The organism is Sabulibacter ruber (assembly GCF_017355955.1).
Taxonomy (GTDB): Bacteria; Bacteroidota; Bacteroidia; order Cytophagales; family Hymenobacteraceae; genus Nibribacter; species Nibribacter ruber_A.
Map to the genome: position 1 here is coordinate 2,703,994 of NZ_JAFFID010000001.1, position 18,745 is coordinate 2,722,738.

12 protein-coding genes and 2 tRNA genes are annotated in these 18,745 nt (G+C 48.7%); 4 read left to right on the forward strand and 10 right to left on the reverse strand.

Features of this window, described 5'->3' with window-relative positions; all coding sequences use genetic code 11:
• Window positions 1-7: 7 nt before the first annotated feature.
• Window positions 8-793: a sterol desaturase family protein gene (locus JT719_RS11040; RefSeq protein ID WP_207433106.1), complete on the reverse strand. Its 786-nt coding sequence runs from the start codon at window positions 791-793 to the stop codon at window positions 8-10.
• 332 nt (window positions 794-1,125) lie between these two features.
• Between JT719_RS11040 and JT719_RS11045 the strand changes: the two genes are divergently transcribed.
• Window positions 1,126-4,092 carry a PAS domain S-box protein gene (locus tag JT719_RS11045; RefSeq protein WP_207433107.1) on the forward strand — a complete coding sequence of 989 codons (2,967 nt, stop codon included), beginning with the start codon at window positions 1,126-1,128 and terminating at the stop codon, window positions 4,090-4,092.
• A gap of 177 nt (window positions 4,093-4,269) precedes the next feature.
• Here the strand turns inward: JT719_RS11045 and JT719_RS11050 are convergent, their stop codons facing one another.
• Window positions 4,270-5,262: a GlxA family transcriptional regulator gene (locus JT719_RS11050; RefSeq protein WP_207433109.1), complete on the reverse strand. Its 993-nt coding sequence runs from the start codon at window positions 5,260-5,262 to the stop codon at window positions 4,270-4,272.
• A 550-nt stretch (window positions 5,263-5,812) separates the two neighbouring features.
• Here JT719_RS11050 and JT719_RS11055 point away from each other — a divergent pair.
• Both JT719_RS11055 and JT719_RS11060 read left to right on the forward strand, forming a co-directional pair.
• Window positions 5,813-6,205: a VOC family protein gene (locus JT719_RS11055; RefSeq protein WP_207433110.1), complete on the forward strand. Its 393-nt coding sequence runs from the start codon at window positions 5,813-5,815 to the stop codon at window positions 6,203-6,205.
• 253 nt (window positions 6,206-6,458) lie between these two features.
• Window positions 6,459-7,316: a hypothetical protein gene (locus JT719_RS11060; RefSeq protein WP_207433112.1), complete on the forward strand. Its 858-nt coding sequence runs from the start codon at window positions 6,459-6,461 to the stop codon at window positions 7,314-7,316.
• A gap of 44 nt (window positions 7,317-7,360) precedes the next feature.
• Here JT719_RS11060 and JT719_RS11065 read toward each other — a convergent pair whose 3' ends face one another.
• The 4 genes from JT719_RS11065 to mutS form a co-directional block, all read right to left on the reverse strand.
• Window positions 7,361-8,848 carry a YfcC family protein gene (locus tag JT719_RS11065; RefSeq protein ID WP_207433114.1) on the reverse strand — a complete coding sequence of 496 codons (1,488 nt, stop codon included), beginning with the start codon at window positions 8,846-8,848 and terminating at the stop codon, window positions 7,361-7,363.
• 265 nt (window positions 8,849-9,113) lie between these two features.
• Window positions 9,114-9,197, reverse strand: a tRNA-Leu gene (locus tag JT719_RS11070).
• A gap of 75 nt (window positions 9,198-9,272) precedes the next feature.
• A tRNA-Gly gene (locus JT719_RS11075) sits at window positions 9,273-9,345 on the reverse strand.
• A gap of 518 nt (window positions 9,346-9,863) precedes the next feature.
• Window positions 9,864-12,464 carry a DNA mismatch repair protein MutS gene (gene mutS, locus JT719_RS11080; RefSeq protein WP_207433364.1) on the reverse strand — a complete coding sequence of 867 codons (2,601 nt, stop codon included), beginning with the start codon at window positions 12,462-12,464 and terminating at the stop codon, window positions 9,864-9,866.
• 294 nt (window positions 12,465-12,758) lie between these two features.
• Between mutS and JT719_RS11085 the strand changes: the two genes are divergently transcribed.
• Window positions 12,759-13,268, forward strand: a complete 510-nt coding sequence (locus tag JT719_RS11085; RefSeq protein ID WP_242693139.1) for an RNA methyltransferase — start codon at window positions 12,759-12,761, stop codon at window positions 13,266-13,268.
• A 98-nt stretch (window positions 13,269-13,366) separates the two neighbouring features.
• Here JT719_RS11085 and JT719_RS11090 read toward each other — a convergent pair whose 3' ends face one another.
• From JT719_RS11090 to JT719_RS11105, 4 genes are all read right to left on the reverse strand, one after another.
• On the reverse strand, window positions 13,367-13,759 hold the full coding sequence (locus tag JT719_RS11090; protein WP_207433118.1) for a hypothetical protein: 393 nt from the start codon (window positions 13,757-13,759) through the stop codon (window positions 13,367-13,369).
• A gap of 85 nt (window positions 13,760-13,844) precedes the next feature.
• On the reverse strand, window positions 13,845-14,465 hold the full coding sequence (locus tag JT719_RS11095) for a tetratricopeptide repeat protein (protein WP_207433120.1): 621 nt from the start codon (window positions 14,463-14,465) through the stop codon (window positions 13,845-13,847).
• Between the two features lie 756 nt (window positions 14,466-15,221).
• Window positions 15,222-15,848, reverse strand: a complete 627-nt coding sequence (locus tag JT719_RS11100) for a hypothetical protein (protein WP_207433122.1) — start codon at window positions 15,846-15,848, stop codon at window positions 15,222-15,224.
• 429 nt (window positions 15,849-16,277) lie between these two features.
• Window positions 16,278-18,728 carry a TonB-dependent receptor domain-containing protein gene (locus JT719_RS11105; protein ID WP_207433124.1) on the reverse strand — a complete coding sequence of 817 codons (2,451 nt, stop codon included), beginning with the start codon at window positions 18,726-18,728 and terminating at the stop codon, window positions 16,278-16,280.
• Window positions 18,729-18,745 lie beyond the last annotated feature (17 nt).

Genomic DNA, 18,745 nt, shown 5'->3' on the forward strand with positions numbered 1-18,745 from the left:
TGGATTGTCAGGGGGCATCTGCCATTTCCAAAGGCTTCTTTTCTTTTTTCTTACTTACCAGCTTGTTGAGCGTCTCCTCATATTTAGCGTGGGTGGTGCCCATCCATTCGTCCCAGCACCGGAAGTACAGGCCGTAATTCCCTTTGAAGAACTTGTGGTGCATGTTATGGTTAGTGGAAGTGTTCAGCCATTTCCCCAGGCGGCTGTTGACCAACCATTGCGGATAAATCTCATACCCTAGATGGCCATACACATTGTACACGGTCATGAAAAACAGAAACAGTACAATGGCCAAGGGATGAATGGGAATGAGCATCGCCACCACAAAGATGATCCCTCCCTCCACAATCGCCTCCAATGGGCTGAAAGAGAAAGCCGCCCACGGTGAAGGATTCACTGATTTATGGTGCGTTAAGTGAAACAACTTAAAAAAGCGGGGATGGTGCATGAACCGATGGGTCCAGTAGAAATACGCATCATGGATCACCAGCGCCATTACCACACTCAGCCCAAAATACGCCAGGCCAAACTCTGAAATATCTGTATAAATTCTGGTATAAGGCTTCACCCAATTGGAGGAAAGCACCACTCCGTACAAGGCAAAAACCAGGAAAGTGAAAAAGGAATACCCCACTTCCCGGGCATAGTCCTTCTGCTTAGGGAAAAGCGCCTGAATCTTCCGGCTGGCAAACCGCTGCGGCAAGAAGGTGTAGAAAATGAGGTACGCCGCTCCCGCAATAAACAAGTACCGGGCAGCCAAAACGGCATAGAAAAACCAAAACTGTGCATTCATCTGAGATTGCCCCATGAATATACCAAGTAAATTAAGATCAGTCAGTAACGGAACGTTTCTTCCCCTTAAATAAGTTTACCCCAAGTCTGTTTACCAGTGTCATGGAGTTTACAGCTTAAATTTTCTCCTGAAGAAAGAATTTATACTACTTATAACAATAATGACAAAGTTAGTTTGTTGTACTTTATAAGTTTAACTTTGTAGAATTATCAAACAAGCTACAGTAACTCAAGAAGATCCCTCACTTCAACCAATAATTTACAGGAAACTTCGCCACAGACAAGTAAAAGATAAGTCCTACCCTTATCCTGTCTCTTTTCGCTTACTTACCCATGCATATCCAGCGTATACTTTTTGGGGCTTTCCTTACTGCTTTTCTGAGCCTGGTATTTCTAACCACGCTTGCGTACCTGAACCTAAAGGAAAACCATACCCGCAATGCCCAGGAGAAGATTTCCTTACAGGTTTTAAAGTCTGTTGAAGAACTGTATAACAACCTGCAGGACATGGAGCAGGGGGCTATCACCTATTCTGAAGACAAACAAACGAGTGCCTTACAGCAGTACACGCAGGCATTGGCGCTTTACCCCAAGCACCTGCAAAGCTTGCAACAGGCTCAGGTCACTGACCGCACCCAGATCAGCTACATCAATAAAGTATCACAACTGGCCCAGAACCTTGTACCAACGGCAGAAGAGCTTGTTTCCAGTACAAGAGAAAACTCCAGGGACACTGCTGCTATATCTACAAACAAGGCCAAACTGAGAAGCAGGCTAGATACCATCAAGACACTGGTGCATCTGGTGGAAGAAAAGGAAAGGGATAATCTTCACCTCACCGATGACACCTCTACAAACCAGTCAGAGGAGATGCTGGGCACCTTTGTGACCTTCTCTGGGTTTATGTTCATCTTCTTCCTGAGCACTTACTGGTTTATCTATAAAAACCTACAGAGCAGAAACAAGGCAGCCGCCATTCTTAAGGAAAAAGAACAACTCTACTCCAACCTGTTCTACAAAAGCCCCATTATGCTGGCTATAGTGGATGTTCCATCGGGCAGAGTCCTGGACACCAATGAACATGCCCTGAACTTCTTTGGACACACGCGGGACCAAGTCATTGGCAGCACCGCCGAAGACTTAGAAATGTTTCTTGATCCTACCGCCAGGGAGCGCATGATGGAACAGGCAGCCCAGGAAAAGATGGTGAGGGGGTTTGAGACGCAGGTTAGAAGCGCCAAGGGCATCAAGCATGTTGCCTATAACATTGACAAGGTTCTTCTGAACGGTTCTGAATGCCTGCTATTGGCGTTTGAAGACATCACCCAACGTAAACTGGCAGAGAAAAAACTGAGAGAAAGCGAGGCTCTGTTTTCAACCATTTTCTACAAGAGCCCCATCATGAAGTCCATCTCAGAGGCCAACACGGGCATCTTCCTGGACGTGAATGAAAACTGCACCCGGTTCTTTGGTTACACGAAAGAAGAAGTCATTGGCAAAACCAGCACTGAGCTGAACCTATGGAAGAGCCCGGAAGCACGTGCCACCCTTATCAAAGACCTGCAAAACCAGGGAACCGTTAGATCTTTTGAAATAGAAGCCAGAACCGTAACCGGCGAGATACGCCACATTTCCGTTCATGCCGAGTTGGTGAACCTGGACGGACAAGAGCGCCTGGTGGCTGCCTTTATAGATATCACCGAGAAAAAGAAAGCCGACGAACTGATCAAAAGCCTCAACCTCTCACTGGAGAAAAGCGTGGCCGAAAGAATCAAGGAGATCTCTGACTACAAGTATGCCCTGGACCAATCCTCCATTGTGGCCATCACAGACAAAGAGGGCTACATCATCTATGCCAACGATAACTTCTGCACTATCTCTGAATACAGCAAGGAAGAGCTCATAGGCCAAAACTACCGCATCACCCGGCCAGACTTCCATTCAGAAGCATTCTTCCATGAGATATGGCAAACCGTCTCCAGAGGAAAAATCTGGAAAGGCGAAATCAAGAGTAAAGCAAAAAGCGGCACTTACTACTGGACCGAAACCACCATTGTCCCTATTCTGGACGAGGCCGGAACGCCTTACCAGTTCCTGGTGATCAGGTGGGATATCACTGCCAAGAAAGACAGCCAGGAAGCCTTGTTGCTTGCCGTGGAAAAACTGGAAAAAAGCGAAGCCCGCCTCAAAGAGGCCCAAACCTTGTCACACCTGGGCAGCTGGGAATTCAACCTGGAAGACCAGACCGATGTCTGGTCTGATGAAATTTACCGCATTTTAGGCACCACCCCATCAGAGACCAAGGCCTGTCTTGACCAGTTCCTGAAGTTTGTACACCCAGAAGACGCCGCCCGGGTGAAAGGGATTTTAACAGAGTCGCCGCGGGTGGCCGGCAAATCCTATAAATTCAATTACCGCATCATCCGCCAAGACGGTACCCTCAGATACCTCTACAATGAGTTCAAGGTAAAGCTTGACCAGGATGGAAAGCCTTACCAGCTTACCGGCATCACCCATGATGTCACCAAAGAACGCCTGGCTCAACTGGAGAATGAGCGCATCACATCTGATTTGCTGCAACGCAACAAAGACCTGGAGCAGTTCGCTTACATTGTTTCCCATAATCTGCGTGCCCCGGTGGCCAACATCATGGGCCTCTCCCACCTGATTCGTACTCTCACGCCAGACACCCCCACCTACCAGAAATCGCTGGAAGGTCTGGAAACCTCAGTGGAGAAACTGGACAATGTTATCAAAGACCTGAGCAATGTGCTGCAGATCAGGCAGGAGGTTAATGAAAAGAAAGAGATCATTGACCTGGAGCAACTGGTGGAAGACATCAAATCCATGACCGCCAGCCAACTCTCCAGGGAAGATGTCTCCATCCTGACAGATTTCTCTGATCTGAGGCACATGTACACCATCAAGAGTTACCTGCACAGCATTTTCTCTAACCTGATCTCAAACAGCATCAAATACCGGCAGCCTTCCCAGAGAGCCATCATCCGGATTTCAGCTGCAAGAAGAGACGGAAGAATCACTATTTCTTTCCAGGACAACGGCTTGGGCATTGACCTGGACCAGCATAAACAGAAGGTATTTGGGCTGTACAAGCGCTTCCATTTCCATACCGATGGCAAAGGCATGGGCCTGTTCATGGTGAAAACTCAGGTAGAAACCTTAGGCGGCAAGATTGATATTCAGAGCGCAGTAAACCAAGGCACTCAGTTCATCATTGAGTTTGAAGACCAGCAGTCAGTCCCAAGTCTGCTCCCAGAAATGGCAGAGAACGAAAGGTAAACAGGCCTTCCGCGGCAATCACCTTGCCCTTGCCTCTTGGCTCAGGATATAAATTCAACCACGAGGGGCAACTACCTAAAAACAGGCCTCTGCTACAAAACAGCGTTGGTGTTTCCAGCCCATTGTAGCTAAAACACACTGGAAACAGGACTCACTGCTTCAAGGTATCTTATGCCATCAGACAGGCACAGGCATTGACACTTTCCTGCTGCCGCTGAATTTTTCACGGTAAGCCTTGGGTGGTAAACCGGTGCTCTTTTTGAACAACTGCCTGAAAGCTTTCAAATCATTATACCCGGCCTGCAGCATGACATCCAGAATAGGCTGATCGGTCTGCTCCAGCAGCTTTTTAGCGGCTTCCATTCGCACTTTCTGCAGATAGGCAATGGGTGTGATGCCCGTAACTTGCTTGAACCGGCGAACGATGTTGCGGCGGCTGGCTGGAATCTCTTCCATAATCTCCTCCAGTGAACCCAAACGGCTGTAATCAGACTCTATGAGCTTCTGGGCCTTGGCTACCAATGCGTCACCATGGTTCTGGCTGGGGCTGAACGTGTCAAAGCAGGCTTGCTGGGTGCGGTCCATGTCAATGGCGAAGTACTTGGCTATTTGTACCGCCATTTCCTGTCCGCAATGAAGCTGGATAAGCCGCAGCATGAGATGAAAGCTGCTGGTGGCTCCGCCACTGGTGAACACGCCATTGTCTTGTGTCACCACGGCTTCAGGCTGCACCTGCACCTGGGGGAAGCAGGAAGCCAGGGTAGTGGTGGCCCGGATGTGCGTGGTAGCCTTTTTACCGTCTAATAACCCGGATGCCGCCAGCAGGAAAGCCCCTGTGCAGAAACTGGCTATTTCTGCCCCCATAGAACGCTGCCGTTGCAGCCAGGGCAGAAAACGGGCATTGCTTTGCACCGCCTGCAGAATATTCTCTGACGCAAACGCAGGCACAAGAACCAAGTCCTGCGGCGGCGTTTGAGCAATAGGCTGGGGAGTATACTTCTCAAAACCCTCACCACTTACTTCTTCGCCATCGCACAGCAACGTAATCCGGAAAACCGGAGGTTGCCCCGATGCCTTACGCAGTTCATTGACGGTTTCAAACACATCCAGAATAGCCGCCAGACTCAGCAGCCGGTATTGGTGGGTCAGGATAACTCCAAGCTGTACCATATTCTTCCGGTTTAATGGTGAGTTTATTTTTGTCTCAAATACCCCTCTTCATTGACGCGCCAAGCTCCCCTCTTTTATTGCCAAACATTTTAGCTTTGTGACACTCTCATTAGCAATTGCCAAGTTAGCAAAAGCTTGTAAAAATCAGAGAGTCAACCAGAAATAATTTTTCGGGCAGAGCATTCCTGGTTGTTTTCTGCCCTTTTTACCCAAAGCAGGCCAAAAACAACATTCAGGAAACCTATCAATACAACTGCTATCCTTATGAAGCTTAATCAACACCACAATTTTCAAAGCAACTTCAAAACTGCCATGAACTGGCCAAAAACCACTTTTCTGGAAGGCTACGTTTTAGGGTCTTTTTGAGAAAAACAGCCCCGAAACACCGCTGACGCATCTTTGACCTAATGATCTATTCGCCAAAAAGTCGGGCCTCTTGCTCAGGGCACGAAGGCGAACGTCGGTTTGGCGTTGAATCTTCTAAGGACAAAGCAAACATCTCTTTTGATTTTATTTTAACCAGTTCTCTCTTAAAGCAGCAAGTAATCTTATGAACATCAAAATAAACACCATCACCCTTGCATCAAGCAACCTGAAAAGATCTTTGAGTTTTTACAGCTCTGTGCTAGGCCTCACCAGCAAGGGCATTCTCTTTGACTTCTCAGACCAACTCCTCTTCGAAGGCGCAAACGGCGTTTCGCTGGCGTTCTCCCTTAGGGAAGAAACCGTACCCAACCACCTTGCTTCTCCCCCCAACGCTTCTGAGTGTATTCTTACCCACACTACTGAAAGCAAAACCGAGGTCACCAGGCTCCTCCAGCGAGCCGAGGCTGCCGGGGCAGAGGTGATTAATGCCGGACAAGAGGAACCATGGGGCTTTGTTGGCCTTTTCCAAGACCCCGACGGGCACTCCTGGGAAATCATTTACCCCTTCCATGAATAAGGACTTCCTTAATTCTTTCTGCCATTTACAGAGGCCTACCGAATAACTGGAATTCAAACGAGAATTTCTCTGCGCATGAATCCATTATCTTTTACCAGTATTTATTATAACTTTATAGATCAACCTCTGGTAAGGAAACCTATAAAACAGGTAGTAGCCAAAATAGGAGCGAGTATAGTTTAGCTTCAAGCCAGGCAGAATACCGCGGCTTCTGGAACGGCTCTCCAGGCCTACTATCGGGTAAGATTTTAATATGAAAATCAACGTGTGCCTTTACTTTATCTTAGTTCTCCAGGTCTGGTTAAGCAGTTGCAGCAAACTGGAAGACAACCTCACAGAAGAGATTGCTGACCCTGAGCCGATGAAGATTGCGGTTACTCCCATGATCCAGGAAACATCAGGCATGGCCGACAGCAAATCATATTCGGGTTACATCTGGGTACACGAAGACAGCGGGAACCCAACTCAACTGTTCCTGCTTGAACACAGCGGCAGGGTTTTCAGAACTATTTTCATAGAAGGGGTCAAAAACAGGGACTGGGAAGACATGGCATTGGTGGGCGATCAACTTTACTTAGCTGATATTGGCGACAACAGCAAAACAGTCCAGGAATACACCATCTACCAGTTCAAAGAGCCTTCCCCTTCCACCGACACGGTCAAGAACATCACCCCCATTCGCTTCAGATATCCTGACGGGTCACATGATGCCGAAGCTTTCCTGGTTGATCCCAAAACCAAGGACATTCTCCTCTTGACCAAACAAGACTCCCTGTCTGCTATCTATAAACTATCTTACCCGTATTCTACCACGTCCACCAATGTTGCTGAGTTGGTTGGGAATCTCCCTTATCCGTTTGTGGTAAGCGCCGCCATCTCCCGGGATGGGAAAGAAGCCATCGTGAAAACGTACTCTGCCTTGTACCATTATCGGCAGAAGACAAATGAACCGCTTGCAGAATTCCTTCTGAAGGATTTCAAAACCTTGCCCTACCGGATTGAACCGCAAGGAGAAGCCGTCACCTTTGCCGCGGCAGACTCGGGATACTTCACTTTAAGCGAGAAAGGCATGGCGGCGGCAGTGAGCCTCTATTTCTATAAGTGGGAATAATTAGTAACTACAAAGGCAGGGTGCTTAGCGCGGGAGCCAAGTTTCTAGCTCAGGTAAACACCGGCCACCAGGAACAGGCTGCACAGAACAAACAGGAAGAGGAGAACCGGCTTTATAAACTGCCACCAGGTTCTTAAACCGATGCCTACCATAGAAAGGGAAGGCAGCACCAAACCAGTGGGGATGATGTAGCCCGCCATACCCATCCCGAAAAGATAAGCGTTTACTACCTCCTTACCCGGCACTCCAGCCATTCCAGCCATTGAACCTATAATAGGCATGGTGACCACCGCAATTCCTGAGGTACTGGGAATAAAAAACGTCAGGACCATGAAGAAAAGCATCAACAGCAGCACAAACAAAGCGGGGGGCATATAGCCAATAACCTGAGCCGGATAGTGCACCAAACTGTCGCTGATGCTGCCGCTTTCCAGGAGAACCCCAACGCCTCTTGCCGCGGCAATAATAAACGTAACTACCACCATCCCTTCGGCTCCTTTGATAAACCTTTCCAGAAACTCCTTTCCGTTCATCTTCGCAATAAGCCCTACCAGAATGGTGGCTACCAGAAAGACCGCCGACATGTCTACCAGCCACCAACGGAAGAAAACAACCCCTACCACCATTAGCAGGAAAGTACCCAGGAACAGCGCCAAAAGCAGCGTATGCCTGCCAGACAAAGATGACTTTTCACCTGAGATGCTTTGATACATGGAAGTTACCTCTCCCTCATAACGCAACACCAGCGAGGCGGCCGGGTTCTTTCTTACTTTGCTGGCATACCGGCCCACATACACTATGTAAAATGCAGCAGCCAACAGGAGCAATGCGATACGGGGGTACATTCCATCGGTCCAGTCTACCCCAACTGCCCCGGAGGCAATAATGGTGGAAAAAGGACTACTGAAGGCGGTTGCCATTCCAAGTTGGGTACCACCAAAGATTACCGCCACTGGCACCAGTAAATCGTACCTGGCTGCCAGAAACAGCGGAACTAAGATGGGGTAAAACGCCAGACCTTCCTCTGCCATCCCAAACGAGGCTCCACCAAAAGCAAACAAGAAGGTCAACACAATAATCAGACAGCCTTCATGCCCTTTCATTTTGTCGGCAAGAGAAGCCAATCCCTTTTCCATGGCTCCAGTGGCATAGAAAACATTGATGAACCCACCTATCAGTAAAAGGAACAACGCAATCTGCACTGTCTCATAAAATCCCTTCAATGGCGCTTGGAGTACTGCCAGAACACCCTGCCCCTGCTGAGGCAACCGGTGAAATGTTCCCGGCACCGACAAAGTTTTTCCCGCTTCGCCTTGCTTAAAGCTTTTCAGCTCGGCAGGTATTCTCAAGCTATCCAGCGTACTTTCTGTGAACGGCAGGGATATCTGCTTCTCCTGCTGCACCAAGCGGAAAGTATCTCCACCATCGTACATTAGTTTATCATACACGCCGGCAGGAACCAGCCAGGTAGCCGCTGCCGCTAAGACGATGACAATAGAAAGAATTATGATTGGATGGGGAATGTTTTTCAAGAGCTTTCCTGTATTTCGCTACCTAAATATAGGTAATAATATATACCTATAGAAGCGATTCTGTTGGGGCAAAGAAAATGCCTCAATACAGCAACAGATCCTTTCCTGAAGGCTTGTTTGCGCATACAAAGCCAAGATCAGGGACTAAGATTGCCTGCAGTATAAGTCCTGGAAGCCATTCCAGCAGACTATCATTGGTATACGAAGTGTATAAGCTCAAAAAGCAAGAGGGCTTCTCTGTTTAGAGAAGCCCTCTTGCTTTTTGTACCAGGAGCGGGAATCGAACCCGCACGACCTAATGGTCACAAGATTTTAAGTCTTGCGTGTCTACCAGTTCCACCATCCCGGCAACCTCATCTCCCAAGCGGGAAACGAACTAGGCAGATAAACAAAAGACGTTACCGAGGCAACGTCTTTTGTTTTGAGCGAAAGACGGGGTTCGAACCCGCGACCTCGACCTTGGCAAGGTCGCGCTCTACCAACTGAGCTACTTTCGCGTTTTGTTTTGACTAACTCGCTGTTTGAATTAGTGATACAAAGGTATACACAAAATTCTTAATGTCAAGCGCACCCCTCAAAAAAAATTCACCAATTCTAGTTTCTCCCTGAAAATCAAGGAGAAAAATTTCAACAATTTTATGCCCTCATTTGGTTTAAACCTACTTTTCGGGATTCAGCCCCGAAATAGAAAAGGCATAACGCAGAAAAACGGGTGAACCCCAGCGATAGAAAGCGGGGAAATTTTCCCACAAAACCATTTTTCTTCTCAATTACTCTAGCACTTGGCATCTGTTTCGCCCAGAATCTAAAATCTGAAAGCTGAAAAGGCCCCTTTCTCTCCATCACACCTTACCCTTACTGACGAACCCTGATCACAAGACTTATTTTCCTTCCAAGACAATAACTAACTAGCCTTAAATAAAAAATCCGTTTTAGGGCTTCTTCCTTTAAAGCAGCCCTAAAACGGATTTCAACTTTTGCTCACAACTAAGTTTCCAGGCGCAGAATTTTTTCCTCAGGCTTTCTGCTTCTTACCTTCCACCAACATTTTCAGCTCGTTCAGCTTCATGAGCGCCTCCACAGGCGTGATGGTGTTGATATCCAGCTTCTCGAAAACTTCTTTGATGCGCACCAACTGCGGGTCGTTGAGCTCAAACATGCTGAGTTGATACGGCTGCTTAGGCAAAGACTTAAGCGTTTCCTGCGGATCCTGGTGCGGATGGCTGATTTTCTCTTGTTCCAGGTGGTGCATGATCTCGTTGGCCCGGAGCACAATGCTGTTAGGCATACCCGCCATTTGGGCCACTTGTATCCCGAAACTGTGGGCACTGCCGCCTTCCACCAGCTTACGCATGAACAGAATCTTGCCGTTGCTCTCCTTCACGCTCACGTTGAAGTTGCGTACCCTTGGGAAATCCTCGGCCAGTTGGTTCAGCTCGTGGTAATGCGTCGCGAACAAGGTCTTGGCTCGGCCTTTAGGCGCGTTGTGCAGGTGCTCCACAATAGCCCACGCAATGGAAATACCGTCATAGGTACTGGTTCCGCGACCGATCTCGTCCATGAGCACCAGGCTGCGGTCCGAGAGGTTGTTCAGGATACTGGCCGTCTCGGTCATCTCCACCATGAACGTACTCTCACCCCGACTCAGGTTGTCTGACGCGCCCACACGGGTAAAAATTTTATCGATCACGCCCACCTGCGCCGCCTCGGCGGGCACAAACGACCCGATCTGCGCCATAAGCACAATCAAAGCGGTCTGCCGCAGCAAGGCGCTTTTACCGGCCATGTTAGGCCCCGTGATGATGATAATCTGCTGGTCCTCGTTGTCCAGCCTGATGTCATTGGGCACGTAGCGCTCACCTACCGGCAACTGCTTTTCAATGACCGGATGACGGCCCTGCGTGATGTTCAACACGGTGCTCTCGTCCACCTGCGGCTTCACGTACCCGTTTTGGGTAGCCAGCTGCGCGAAGTTGGCCAGGCAGTCCAGCATGCCCAAGGCTTTGGCGTTCTGCTGAATCTGCGGCACAAACTCAGCGGCGCTCAGCACCAATTCATTGAAGATGCGCTGCTCAATCACGTACAGTCGGTCCTCGGCGTGCAGGATTTTCTCCTCGTAGGTTTTCAGTTCTTCGGTGATGTAGCGCTCGGCGTTCACCAGGGTCTGCTTGCGTATCCAAGAAGTAGGCACCTTGTCTTTGTGCGCGTGCGTCACCTCCAGGTAGTACCCGAACACCTTGTTATAGGCAATTTTCAAGCTGGAAATGCCTGTGTTCTGCACCTCGCGCTGCTGAATCTGCAACAGGTAATCCTTGCCCGAGAACGCAATGGCCCGCAGCTCGTCCAGCTCCGCATCAATGCCGTTCTGCACCATGTTGCCTTGATTGGTAAGCACCGGTGCATCGGGCTTCAGGATCTTCTGAATCTCGTCGCGGATGCTCTCGCAGGGCAGCAGTTGGTCAGAAAGTTTTTGCAACGCAGGAACGCCGCTCACGGCTAACAGCTCCTTGATAGGCAGCGTGGCTTCTAGCGCCCGCGCCAATTGCAGCAATTCCCTGGGGTTCACCCGGCGCACGGCCACCTTGGAGATGAGACGCTCCAGGTCACTGATTTGCTTGAGGTAATGGTGGATGTCCTGTAACAGCTCCGGACGGGCTTGCAGCGCCTCCACCGTATCCAAGCGGCGTCTGATCTGGGTCGCATCTTTCAATGGCAATACCAACCACTTGCGCAGCAAACGTCCGCCCATGGGCGTGATGGTATTATCCAGCACATCTATCAGAGGCACGCCCTCGGGGTGCTGCGGATAGATCAGCTCCAGGTTCCGTACCGTGAAGCGATCCAACCATACGTATCTGTCTTCCTCCAACCGGCCCAGGGCGGTGATGTGGCGCAGGTCGTGGTGCTGGGTCTCGGCTAGGTAGTGCAGAATGGCTCCGGCGGCGGTAATGCCCTCGGTGAGCGCCTCCACGCCAAAGCCTTTCAGGGTGGTGGTGTTGAACTGTTTGGTGAGGGCCTCCAGCGCGAATTCATAGCTGTACACCCATTCATCCAGGGCATAATGGCAGAAATCACCACCAAAGGTCTGGAAGAACATTTCCTTTTTGCCTTTGCAGAACAGCACCTCGGCGGGGCTGAAGTTCTGCAGCAGTTTGGCGGCGTACCCGGCATCGCCTTGGGCCAGCAGGAACTCGCCGGTGGAGGCATCCAGCAGGGCAATGCCCACCAGCTGTCCTTTCCCGAAGTGCAGCGAGGCCAAATAATTGTTCCGTTTCTGCTCCAGCACCTGGTCGTTGAAAGACACACCGGGCGTCACCAGCTCGGTTACGCCGCGCTTCACAATGCCTTTTACTGTCTTAGGGTCTTCCAGTTGGTCGCAAATGGCCACGCGCTCGCCGGCCCGCACCAGCTTGGGCAAGTAGGTATCCAGGGAGTGATGCGGAAATCCCGCCAGAGCCGTCTCGGCGGCCGAGCCGTTGCCCCGTTTGGTGAGCAGAATGCCCAGGATTTTACTGGCCTTGATAGCGTCCTCGCCGAAGGTTTCGTAGAAGTCCCCCACCCTGAAAAGCAGCAGCGCCCCGGGGTGTTTCGCCTTGATGGCATTGTATTGTTTCATCAGCGGCGTGGCGCTGAACTCTGCGGATTTGGCCAATGTCTAAATGCTAATTTTAAGGTGCTGATGGGCCAATGTCTCCGGGGAGAACATCGGCGCAGCCATTTTACTACTTTCTGTTTTAGGGCTACTCTCTGGAAAACAACCCCAAAACAGCTCTCCTTCCCTCCCCTTGATGCGCGGTTTTCGGGTTGTTTTCTCAAAAATGCCCCTAAAGTCCATCTATCCCTGCTTTGTGTTACCTTTGCACATCATTCGGCTACGCCGGAAATCTAATCTGATATGCGCAAATTAAGCATGGAAGAACTCCAACGTGATTCGGTGGAGGACTTCAAAAATAAGCAAAAAAATCCGTTGGTGTTGGTGTTAGACAACGTGCGCAGCCTGCACAACGTAGGCTCGGCGTTCAGGACCGGCGATGCTTTTGCCGTGGAGAAAATCTATTTATGCGGCATCACGGGCACTCCGCCTAACAAAGAAATCCATAAGACGGCTTTGGGCGCCACAGAATCTGTGGAGTGGGTGCACGTTCCCGCCACGATAGAAGCGGTGGAAGGCTTGAAAAAGCAAGGCTACCAGGTGTGGGCCGTAGAGCAGGCCGAAGGCAGCACCTCTCTTTCAGACTTCAGACCCGCTGAGGGAGAGAAATACGCCTTTGTTTTCGGTAACGAGGTTTTTGGCGTGGAAGAGGAAGTGGTGAAGGCGGCCCACGGAGTTTTGGAAATACCGCAGTTTGGCACCAAGCACTCGCTTAATGTATCGGTGACGGTGGGCGTAGTGGCGTGGGTCTTTCTGAGCAAACTATAATCACGCGGCGGTAGCTGCTAGACACTGACTAACCTTAAAACAGAAAGAAGCGAGGCGCATCTGGGATGCGCCTCGCTTCTTTCTTAAAACCAAAATATTTAGTTTTTAGCTGATTTTGTCATTTCCTGAACCAAAGACAAGAAGTTGCCTTCTGGCTTGGCTTTGAACTCACTGTAGGCTTCTACCTGGCGAGAGTTCAGGACCTTGAAAAGTTCGTTCTCAAAGTTGCTCTCAATTTCTTTCAGAAGGGCGTTCCGCATTTCTGTATCGCCGCTGTACATTTTGGCTGCTTCCGCGGCTTTCGCCAAACGGGTCTGATTTAAGGTGCGCACCACCAGGTATTCGCTTTCATTCAGGCCCATTGACCGCATCATCAGCCGAGAAACGGTATTGCTGGCTTTTTCAACGGCCGGATCCACAGAACCACCCTGCGCCAGGGTTTGCATTACCAGAGCACACACGAAACAGATTGTCAAGGCAAAGTTTTTCATGATTGTTTTGTTTTTTTGTCGATTGTCGTTTTTACTATGTTGTTTGCACCTACAGCAGGGCAAGGGGAAATAGCCAGAGAGTTGATTAGCGCCTTACAAAGCGTCTTTCTAACCGGGCAGAAGCAGTTGCCAACCCAGATTCTGCTTCCAGATGCCCGGGATGATACTCCAGAAAAGCTTTCATGTCGGCAATTGCCCCTTCCAGCTGGTTTAACTCCATCTTCACCACGCCTCTATTGTAAAGAGCTTTGGGGTGCGCCGGAGCTACGGCAATCACTTCATCCAGATCACGGATTGCCCCGAAGTAATCATCCAGGTAGTATTTAGCCACTGCCCTTCCGTACAAGGCATCCTGTGAATTAGACACCAAGAGGGCAGCATCAAAATCTCTCAGCGCTTCACGAAAGGCCCCGATCTCCAGGAAAACCTGCCCACGACCAATGAGAAAAGCGGGGTTTGCAGCTGATGAATGGGTTACTGCTGCTGAAAAATCTTTGATTGCCCCATACACATCCTGCAACTGCACTTTAAGCGCTGCCCGATCTGCATAGGCTTGAGCATCCTTCGGGTTCTGTTTTATCAGTAAGGTTACTTCTTTAATCTTCAACTTCGCCTCTCCAGTAGAGGGCGGGGTACCTTGCCAAGCTTTGGCCTGCAAACACGCAATCACCATCAACATGCACAGAATCAATCTGATATGTTGCATTCTTTTAACTTTACTTATACTTAAACTTATACTGTATGTCGCTTATCTTTTCAGGAAGGATAGAGGCTATTATGTAGAATAGAATATGTCAATTCCTTACAAGAATGTGACAAATATATAGCGACTCACTTCATTAAAGCAAGGATATATATTAAAAATATATGAATTTGTTTAACTTTTCACGATAAAAAGGGCTTAAAATGAGTTTAAAGGCACTTTTTAAATCAAAAATTATTCTAAAAATTTAGGAAACAGGGCATAAAAAATAGAAAACAGATAGCTATCAGCCATATGGAAACATAAGTTAAGTACCAGCAAAAAGGTACCTTCCGGTAAAAGCATAGATTTATTGCCTTTTTCTTATCGTACTTCAGCCAGGAACCTCTTCTTCAGACGCTAAATACTCTATTACAATTAGCCTCATTGTCTTGAAAACAAGATTCGGTAATGCCTATTCCTTACCAACAAACATGATTATGGTTGATTTCAGAAACTTGCCACAAAGGGATTATTTTGCCCTCAGGAGGAAATCACGTTGAAAATGGAGAAGGGATTACCGAAACAATTATTCCAGAATTGTTTTCTTAGGACTCTTAGCGCAGGACTATGCTTAATGCGGGGCACCCCATTTCAAACTCCCAGGCCTGGCTTGCTAAACATTGAAGTAGAGCCCGCAGAGCTAACAAAAAAAGCCGGGCCTTTTCTCCAGTTGGAGAAAAGGCCCGGCTTTTTGGGAATGTATAGTTACTTAACCTGCTACACGTATTGCACTACGCGCTCTCTGAAAGCGTTGTGCAGCATAGCTCTGCGCGCTCTCTCCGGAGATTGAACCATGGCTACAGTTGGCAGCACCTGAGGATCGCCGGTTACATAAGTAATGGTTAAGTCAAAGGCATAAAGCAATTCAATACGGTTGCCAGCCTGATCACATACCGGGAAAGCCTCGGTTAAGTTAGTCAGGTCATCCTGGAAGTTCACGCCATATTTCTCCAAGATGGATTCACAGAACGCTTTACGCTTCTCTGAATTGGAAGTCTTCACAATGCTCTGCCCCATGATAAATTTACCATGTAAGAAATGAAGGCACTGCGTCACTTTCACAGAACCCAGTGAAGAGAAGTAGAAAAGTACTTCATGCCCTACTACTTCCTGCTCTTTGTTTATATGAAGCTCAGGTCTCCCTAAAAGCTTTTTTGCTTCTTTAATAGTAGCACCAAAACTCAAACCCCTAAAAGTCACCTCTTGATTGGTGTTTACTTTACTCTTTTTGCGGTCTGTCAACACATTGCGCATACCGGCCACAGTACGCACATAGTTTACCCTATCAAAATAATCCTCTTTACTTTGACCTACCACCTCTAACCTTTTCTTAGACTTTCTCAATATCAAGGTATTCCAGACAGAACTAAACATCACCAAATAATTTTTAATTGTATAGCTTAAATCAACTCTTACAGGGGTTTCAACTTAAATAAGTACACTTTCAAAATAGCTGTGCTAACCAGCATTTCTTTCACTTATTTTTAAGCTATTTAATATGGTTTTCTGGACCCGCAAAATGTTTCTTCAAAGAATATAACAACTTCTTTTTATTACATAAAACTTTTAAAAACTAATCAAGTAGTGTTCAATATTAAAAAGGCTATGTACAATAAACAGTCCTTTAAAGAGCTAAATACCATATATCTTTCTACCGGGAATTTGTTTAATTTAACAAGGTTGAGTGGCGTAAAGCTCTACTTAAAGCTGAGGCAAAAAGAAAGCCCAAGCGCGAAAATCGTCTTGGACTGTCCTATTTTAGCAAGCCTTTTTTTAACCAGCCCGGCGTTTCTCCTCCTCTGCCCCACCGGTACGGCGGCGCGCAGGAGCCGCCTGGTTTTTCCCGAAACGGTACGTAAAACTGAGGGTAGCCACCCGGGTATCGCGGCGCTGGTAGAACCTCTCAGAATAACCCGTTAACGTAGTAGTGGCGCGGGTTTTATTAGAATAGAACACATCTGCCACATTCAGTTTCACGTTGCCTTTCTTATCCCACAGTTGCTTCTGCACTCCTATTGACAGATGGCGTACAGGCTGAATATCCAGGAATCCATAGATTTCCCGCGAGTTATACACACCAATCACCTCGGCAGACCAGCCTTTGGGTAACTGGAAAGCGTTGTTGGAGTTCAGGCTATAAGAAGGTCTTCCGTTTCTGAGGTTCGTATTGGCCAGGTTGCCTTGGTACAAGCCATAATACACCTGAAGGTTATTGGTGCTGGTAAACCACCGGGCCACTGAAATGGGCACTGATACACTCAAGCCGTAGTAATCAAATTTAGCCAGGTTACGGTCCTGCTGAATCACCACCGGGTTCTCTTCTCCTTCGCCGGTACCTGGCTCAGGCGACAGGATAGTGATGATATTGTCTGTGGTGCGACTGTAACTGAGTTTGGTCACGTACTTCTGCAGGAAGGTGTGGGTAAACTCAAACGAATACGTCATCTGCGGCAGCAGGAACGGGTTTCCGGCGGCTTTGGTGCTAGGATCCAGGAAGAACACAAAAGGGTTCAGTTGGTTATACGTAGGCCTATCAATCCGGCGGCTGAGCGATAATCCTACATCATGTTTTTCATTAACGGTGTAGCCCACAAAGGCGCTAGGGAACAACTGGGTGTAATTACGGTCAAATTCCTTCCCGTTGGTTAACTGCTTGCCTTCGGCGATGGTGTTCTCCAACCGTAGCCCCAGTTGCAGGCTCACTTTTGCAAATTTCTTGTTCACATTCACGTATGCCGCGTTGATGTTCTCTTTGTAGAGGAAGTGATTACTTAAACTATCCAGGAAATTATTCCGGCTCTCGGTCTGGTCAAAGAACTGCAGGTCATTGTCTGCCTCTACCAGGCTGGACTTAAGCCCTGCCTCCAGGGTAGCGCCAAGGCTTTTCAGAGCCTGCGTGTAGTCTACCTTAGCCGAGTAGATGCGCAGGCTTCCGTCCAGGTTTCCGCGCAGCACCGAGTCTGGTCTGGTCGTGTTCTCATACTGCGTAATGTAGTTTTGGTCGTCTTTTGTCTGAAACGCGGCATAATCAACATCAGCGGTGATTTCGCGGCCGGTGGTGTCAATGGAATGCTTGAAGTTTAGGTTCAGGGATTGGTTTCCCCTATCGGTGTTGGTGCGGCCGTTGGTTAAAAAGGAATAGAGGTACTGGTATTGATTATCCAACGCTCTCGCCTGGTTGCCCACCGACCGGTTTACATCTACTAACAAAAGGCTGCCTACCACGCCCATCACAGTTTTAGGCGACAGGTTGTAGTCAAACCCTGTCCGGATGTTGTGGGTGTTCAACTGAAAATTGAACAGATTCTGCTGGTCATAGGCCCCTTCAAAAGAACGCGCTTCGTTGGAAGAGTAAAACTGCCGGTAAAGGTTCAGTTTGTTGAAGTCTTTGCGGTGCACGTAATTATAGGAGCCAAACACGTTCAGAGCTTTGTTCTGGTGGTTCAACTGCAGGCCTTGGTTCACTTTGGGCAGCTCGCCCTGTCCGAAAGACGAGGTGATGCTACCGTTGGTACCCACTCTGTTATCCTTCTTCAGTTTGATATCAATGATGCCCGCAGTACCGGCTGCATCGTATTTAGCCGAGGGGTTCGTGATCAAATCTATTTTAGCCACATCATTGGCATTGAGGCCGCGCAGCATGGTAGCCAGCTCCGTACCCGACATAGGCACGCGTTTGCCGTTGATCATCACCATCACGCCCGTGCGGCCCCGCATGCTGATGTTATCGTTCTGGTCAACAGACAAGCCGGGGGCTTTCTCCAGCACCTCCAGCACCGTGCTGCCCGCCGCCGAGATACTGTTCTCCACGTTGAGCACCGTTTTATCAAAGTGTTGCTCCACAAAAGGCTTTTGTGCTTCAATTTTCACTTCCTTAAGCGCCACTGCCCTATCTGGCATCACCACATTAGCTAAGTCGGTGTGGTTTTGCAGGTTGATTACCCCTGAGGTGTACATGGCGTGGTCATAGTGCGTAGCCATCAGTTTGTACTTACCGGCGGGGATGTTACTGAAAGCGAACTTCCCGTTCACGTCTGACACTTCCACCTTCACCAGCACCTGACTGCTGTCTTTCACCAGTTGCAGGTTAGCGGCTACCAAGGCCTCGCCTTTTGAGTTTTTAACGGTTCCTTTCAATTCAAATCTCTGCCCTTGGGCGTAGACCAGAGATGCGAAGCACACCAGCCAAAAGGTGAACAGGGCAGATAGTTTTTGTGTAGACATAGTTTTATAAAGGGTTA

Coding starts and splice junctions, on each gene's coding strand:
- JT719_RS11040 (WP_207433106.1), bottom strand. CDS start 793: ATGAATGCACAGTTTTGGTTTTTCTATGCCGTTTTGGCTGCCCGGTAC.
- JT719_RS11045 (WP_207433107.1), top strand. CDS start 1,126: ATGCATATCCAGCGTATACTTTTTGGGGCTTTCCTTACTGCTTTTCTG.
- JT719_RS11050 (WP_207433109.1), bottom strand. CDS start 5,262: ATGGTACAGCTTGGAGTTATCCTGACCCACCAATACCGGCTGCTGAGT.
- JT719_RS11055 (WP_207433110.1), top strand. CDS start 5,813: ATGAACATCAAAATAAACACCATCACCCTTGCATCAAGCAACCTGAAA.
- JT719_RS11060 (WP_207433112.1), top strand. CDS start 6,459: ATGAAAATCAACGTGTGCCTTTACTTTATCTTAGTTCTCCAGGTCTGG.
- mutS (WP_207433364.1), bottom strand. CDS start 12,464: ATGAAACAATACAATGCCATCAAGGCGAAACACCCCGGGGCGCTGCTG.
- JT719_RS11085 (WP_242693139.1), top strand. CDS start 12,759: ATGGAAGAACTCCAACGTGATTCGGTGGAGGACTTCAAAAATAAGCAA.
- JT719_RS11090 (WP_207433118.1), bottom strand. CDS start 13,759: ATGAAAAACTTTGCCTTGACAATCTGTTTCGTGTGTGCTCTGGTAATG.
- JT719_RS11095 (WP_207433120.1), bottom strand. CDS start 14,465: ATGCAACATATCAGATTGATTCTGTGCATGTTGATGGTGATTGCGTGT.
- JT719_RS11105 (WP_207433124.1), bottom strand. CDS start 18,728: ATGTCTACACAAAAACTATCTGCCCTGTTCACCTTTTGGCTGGTGTGC.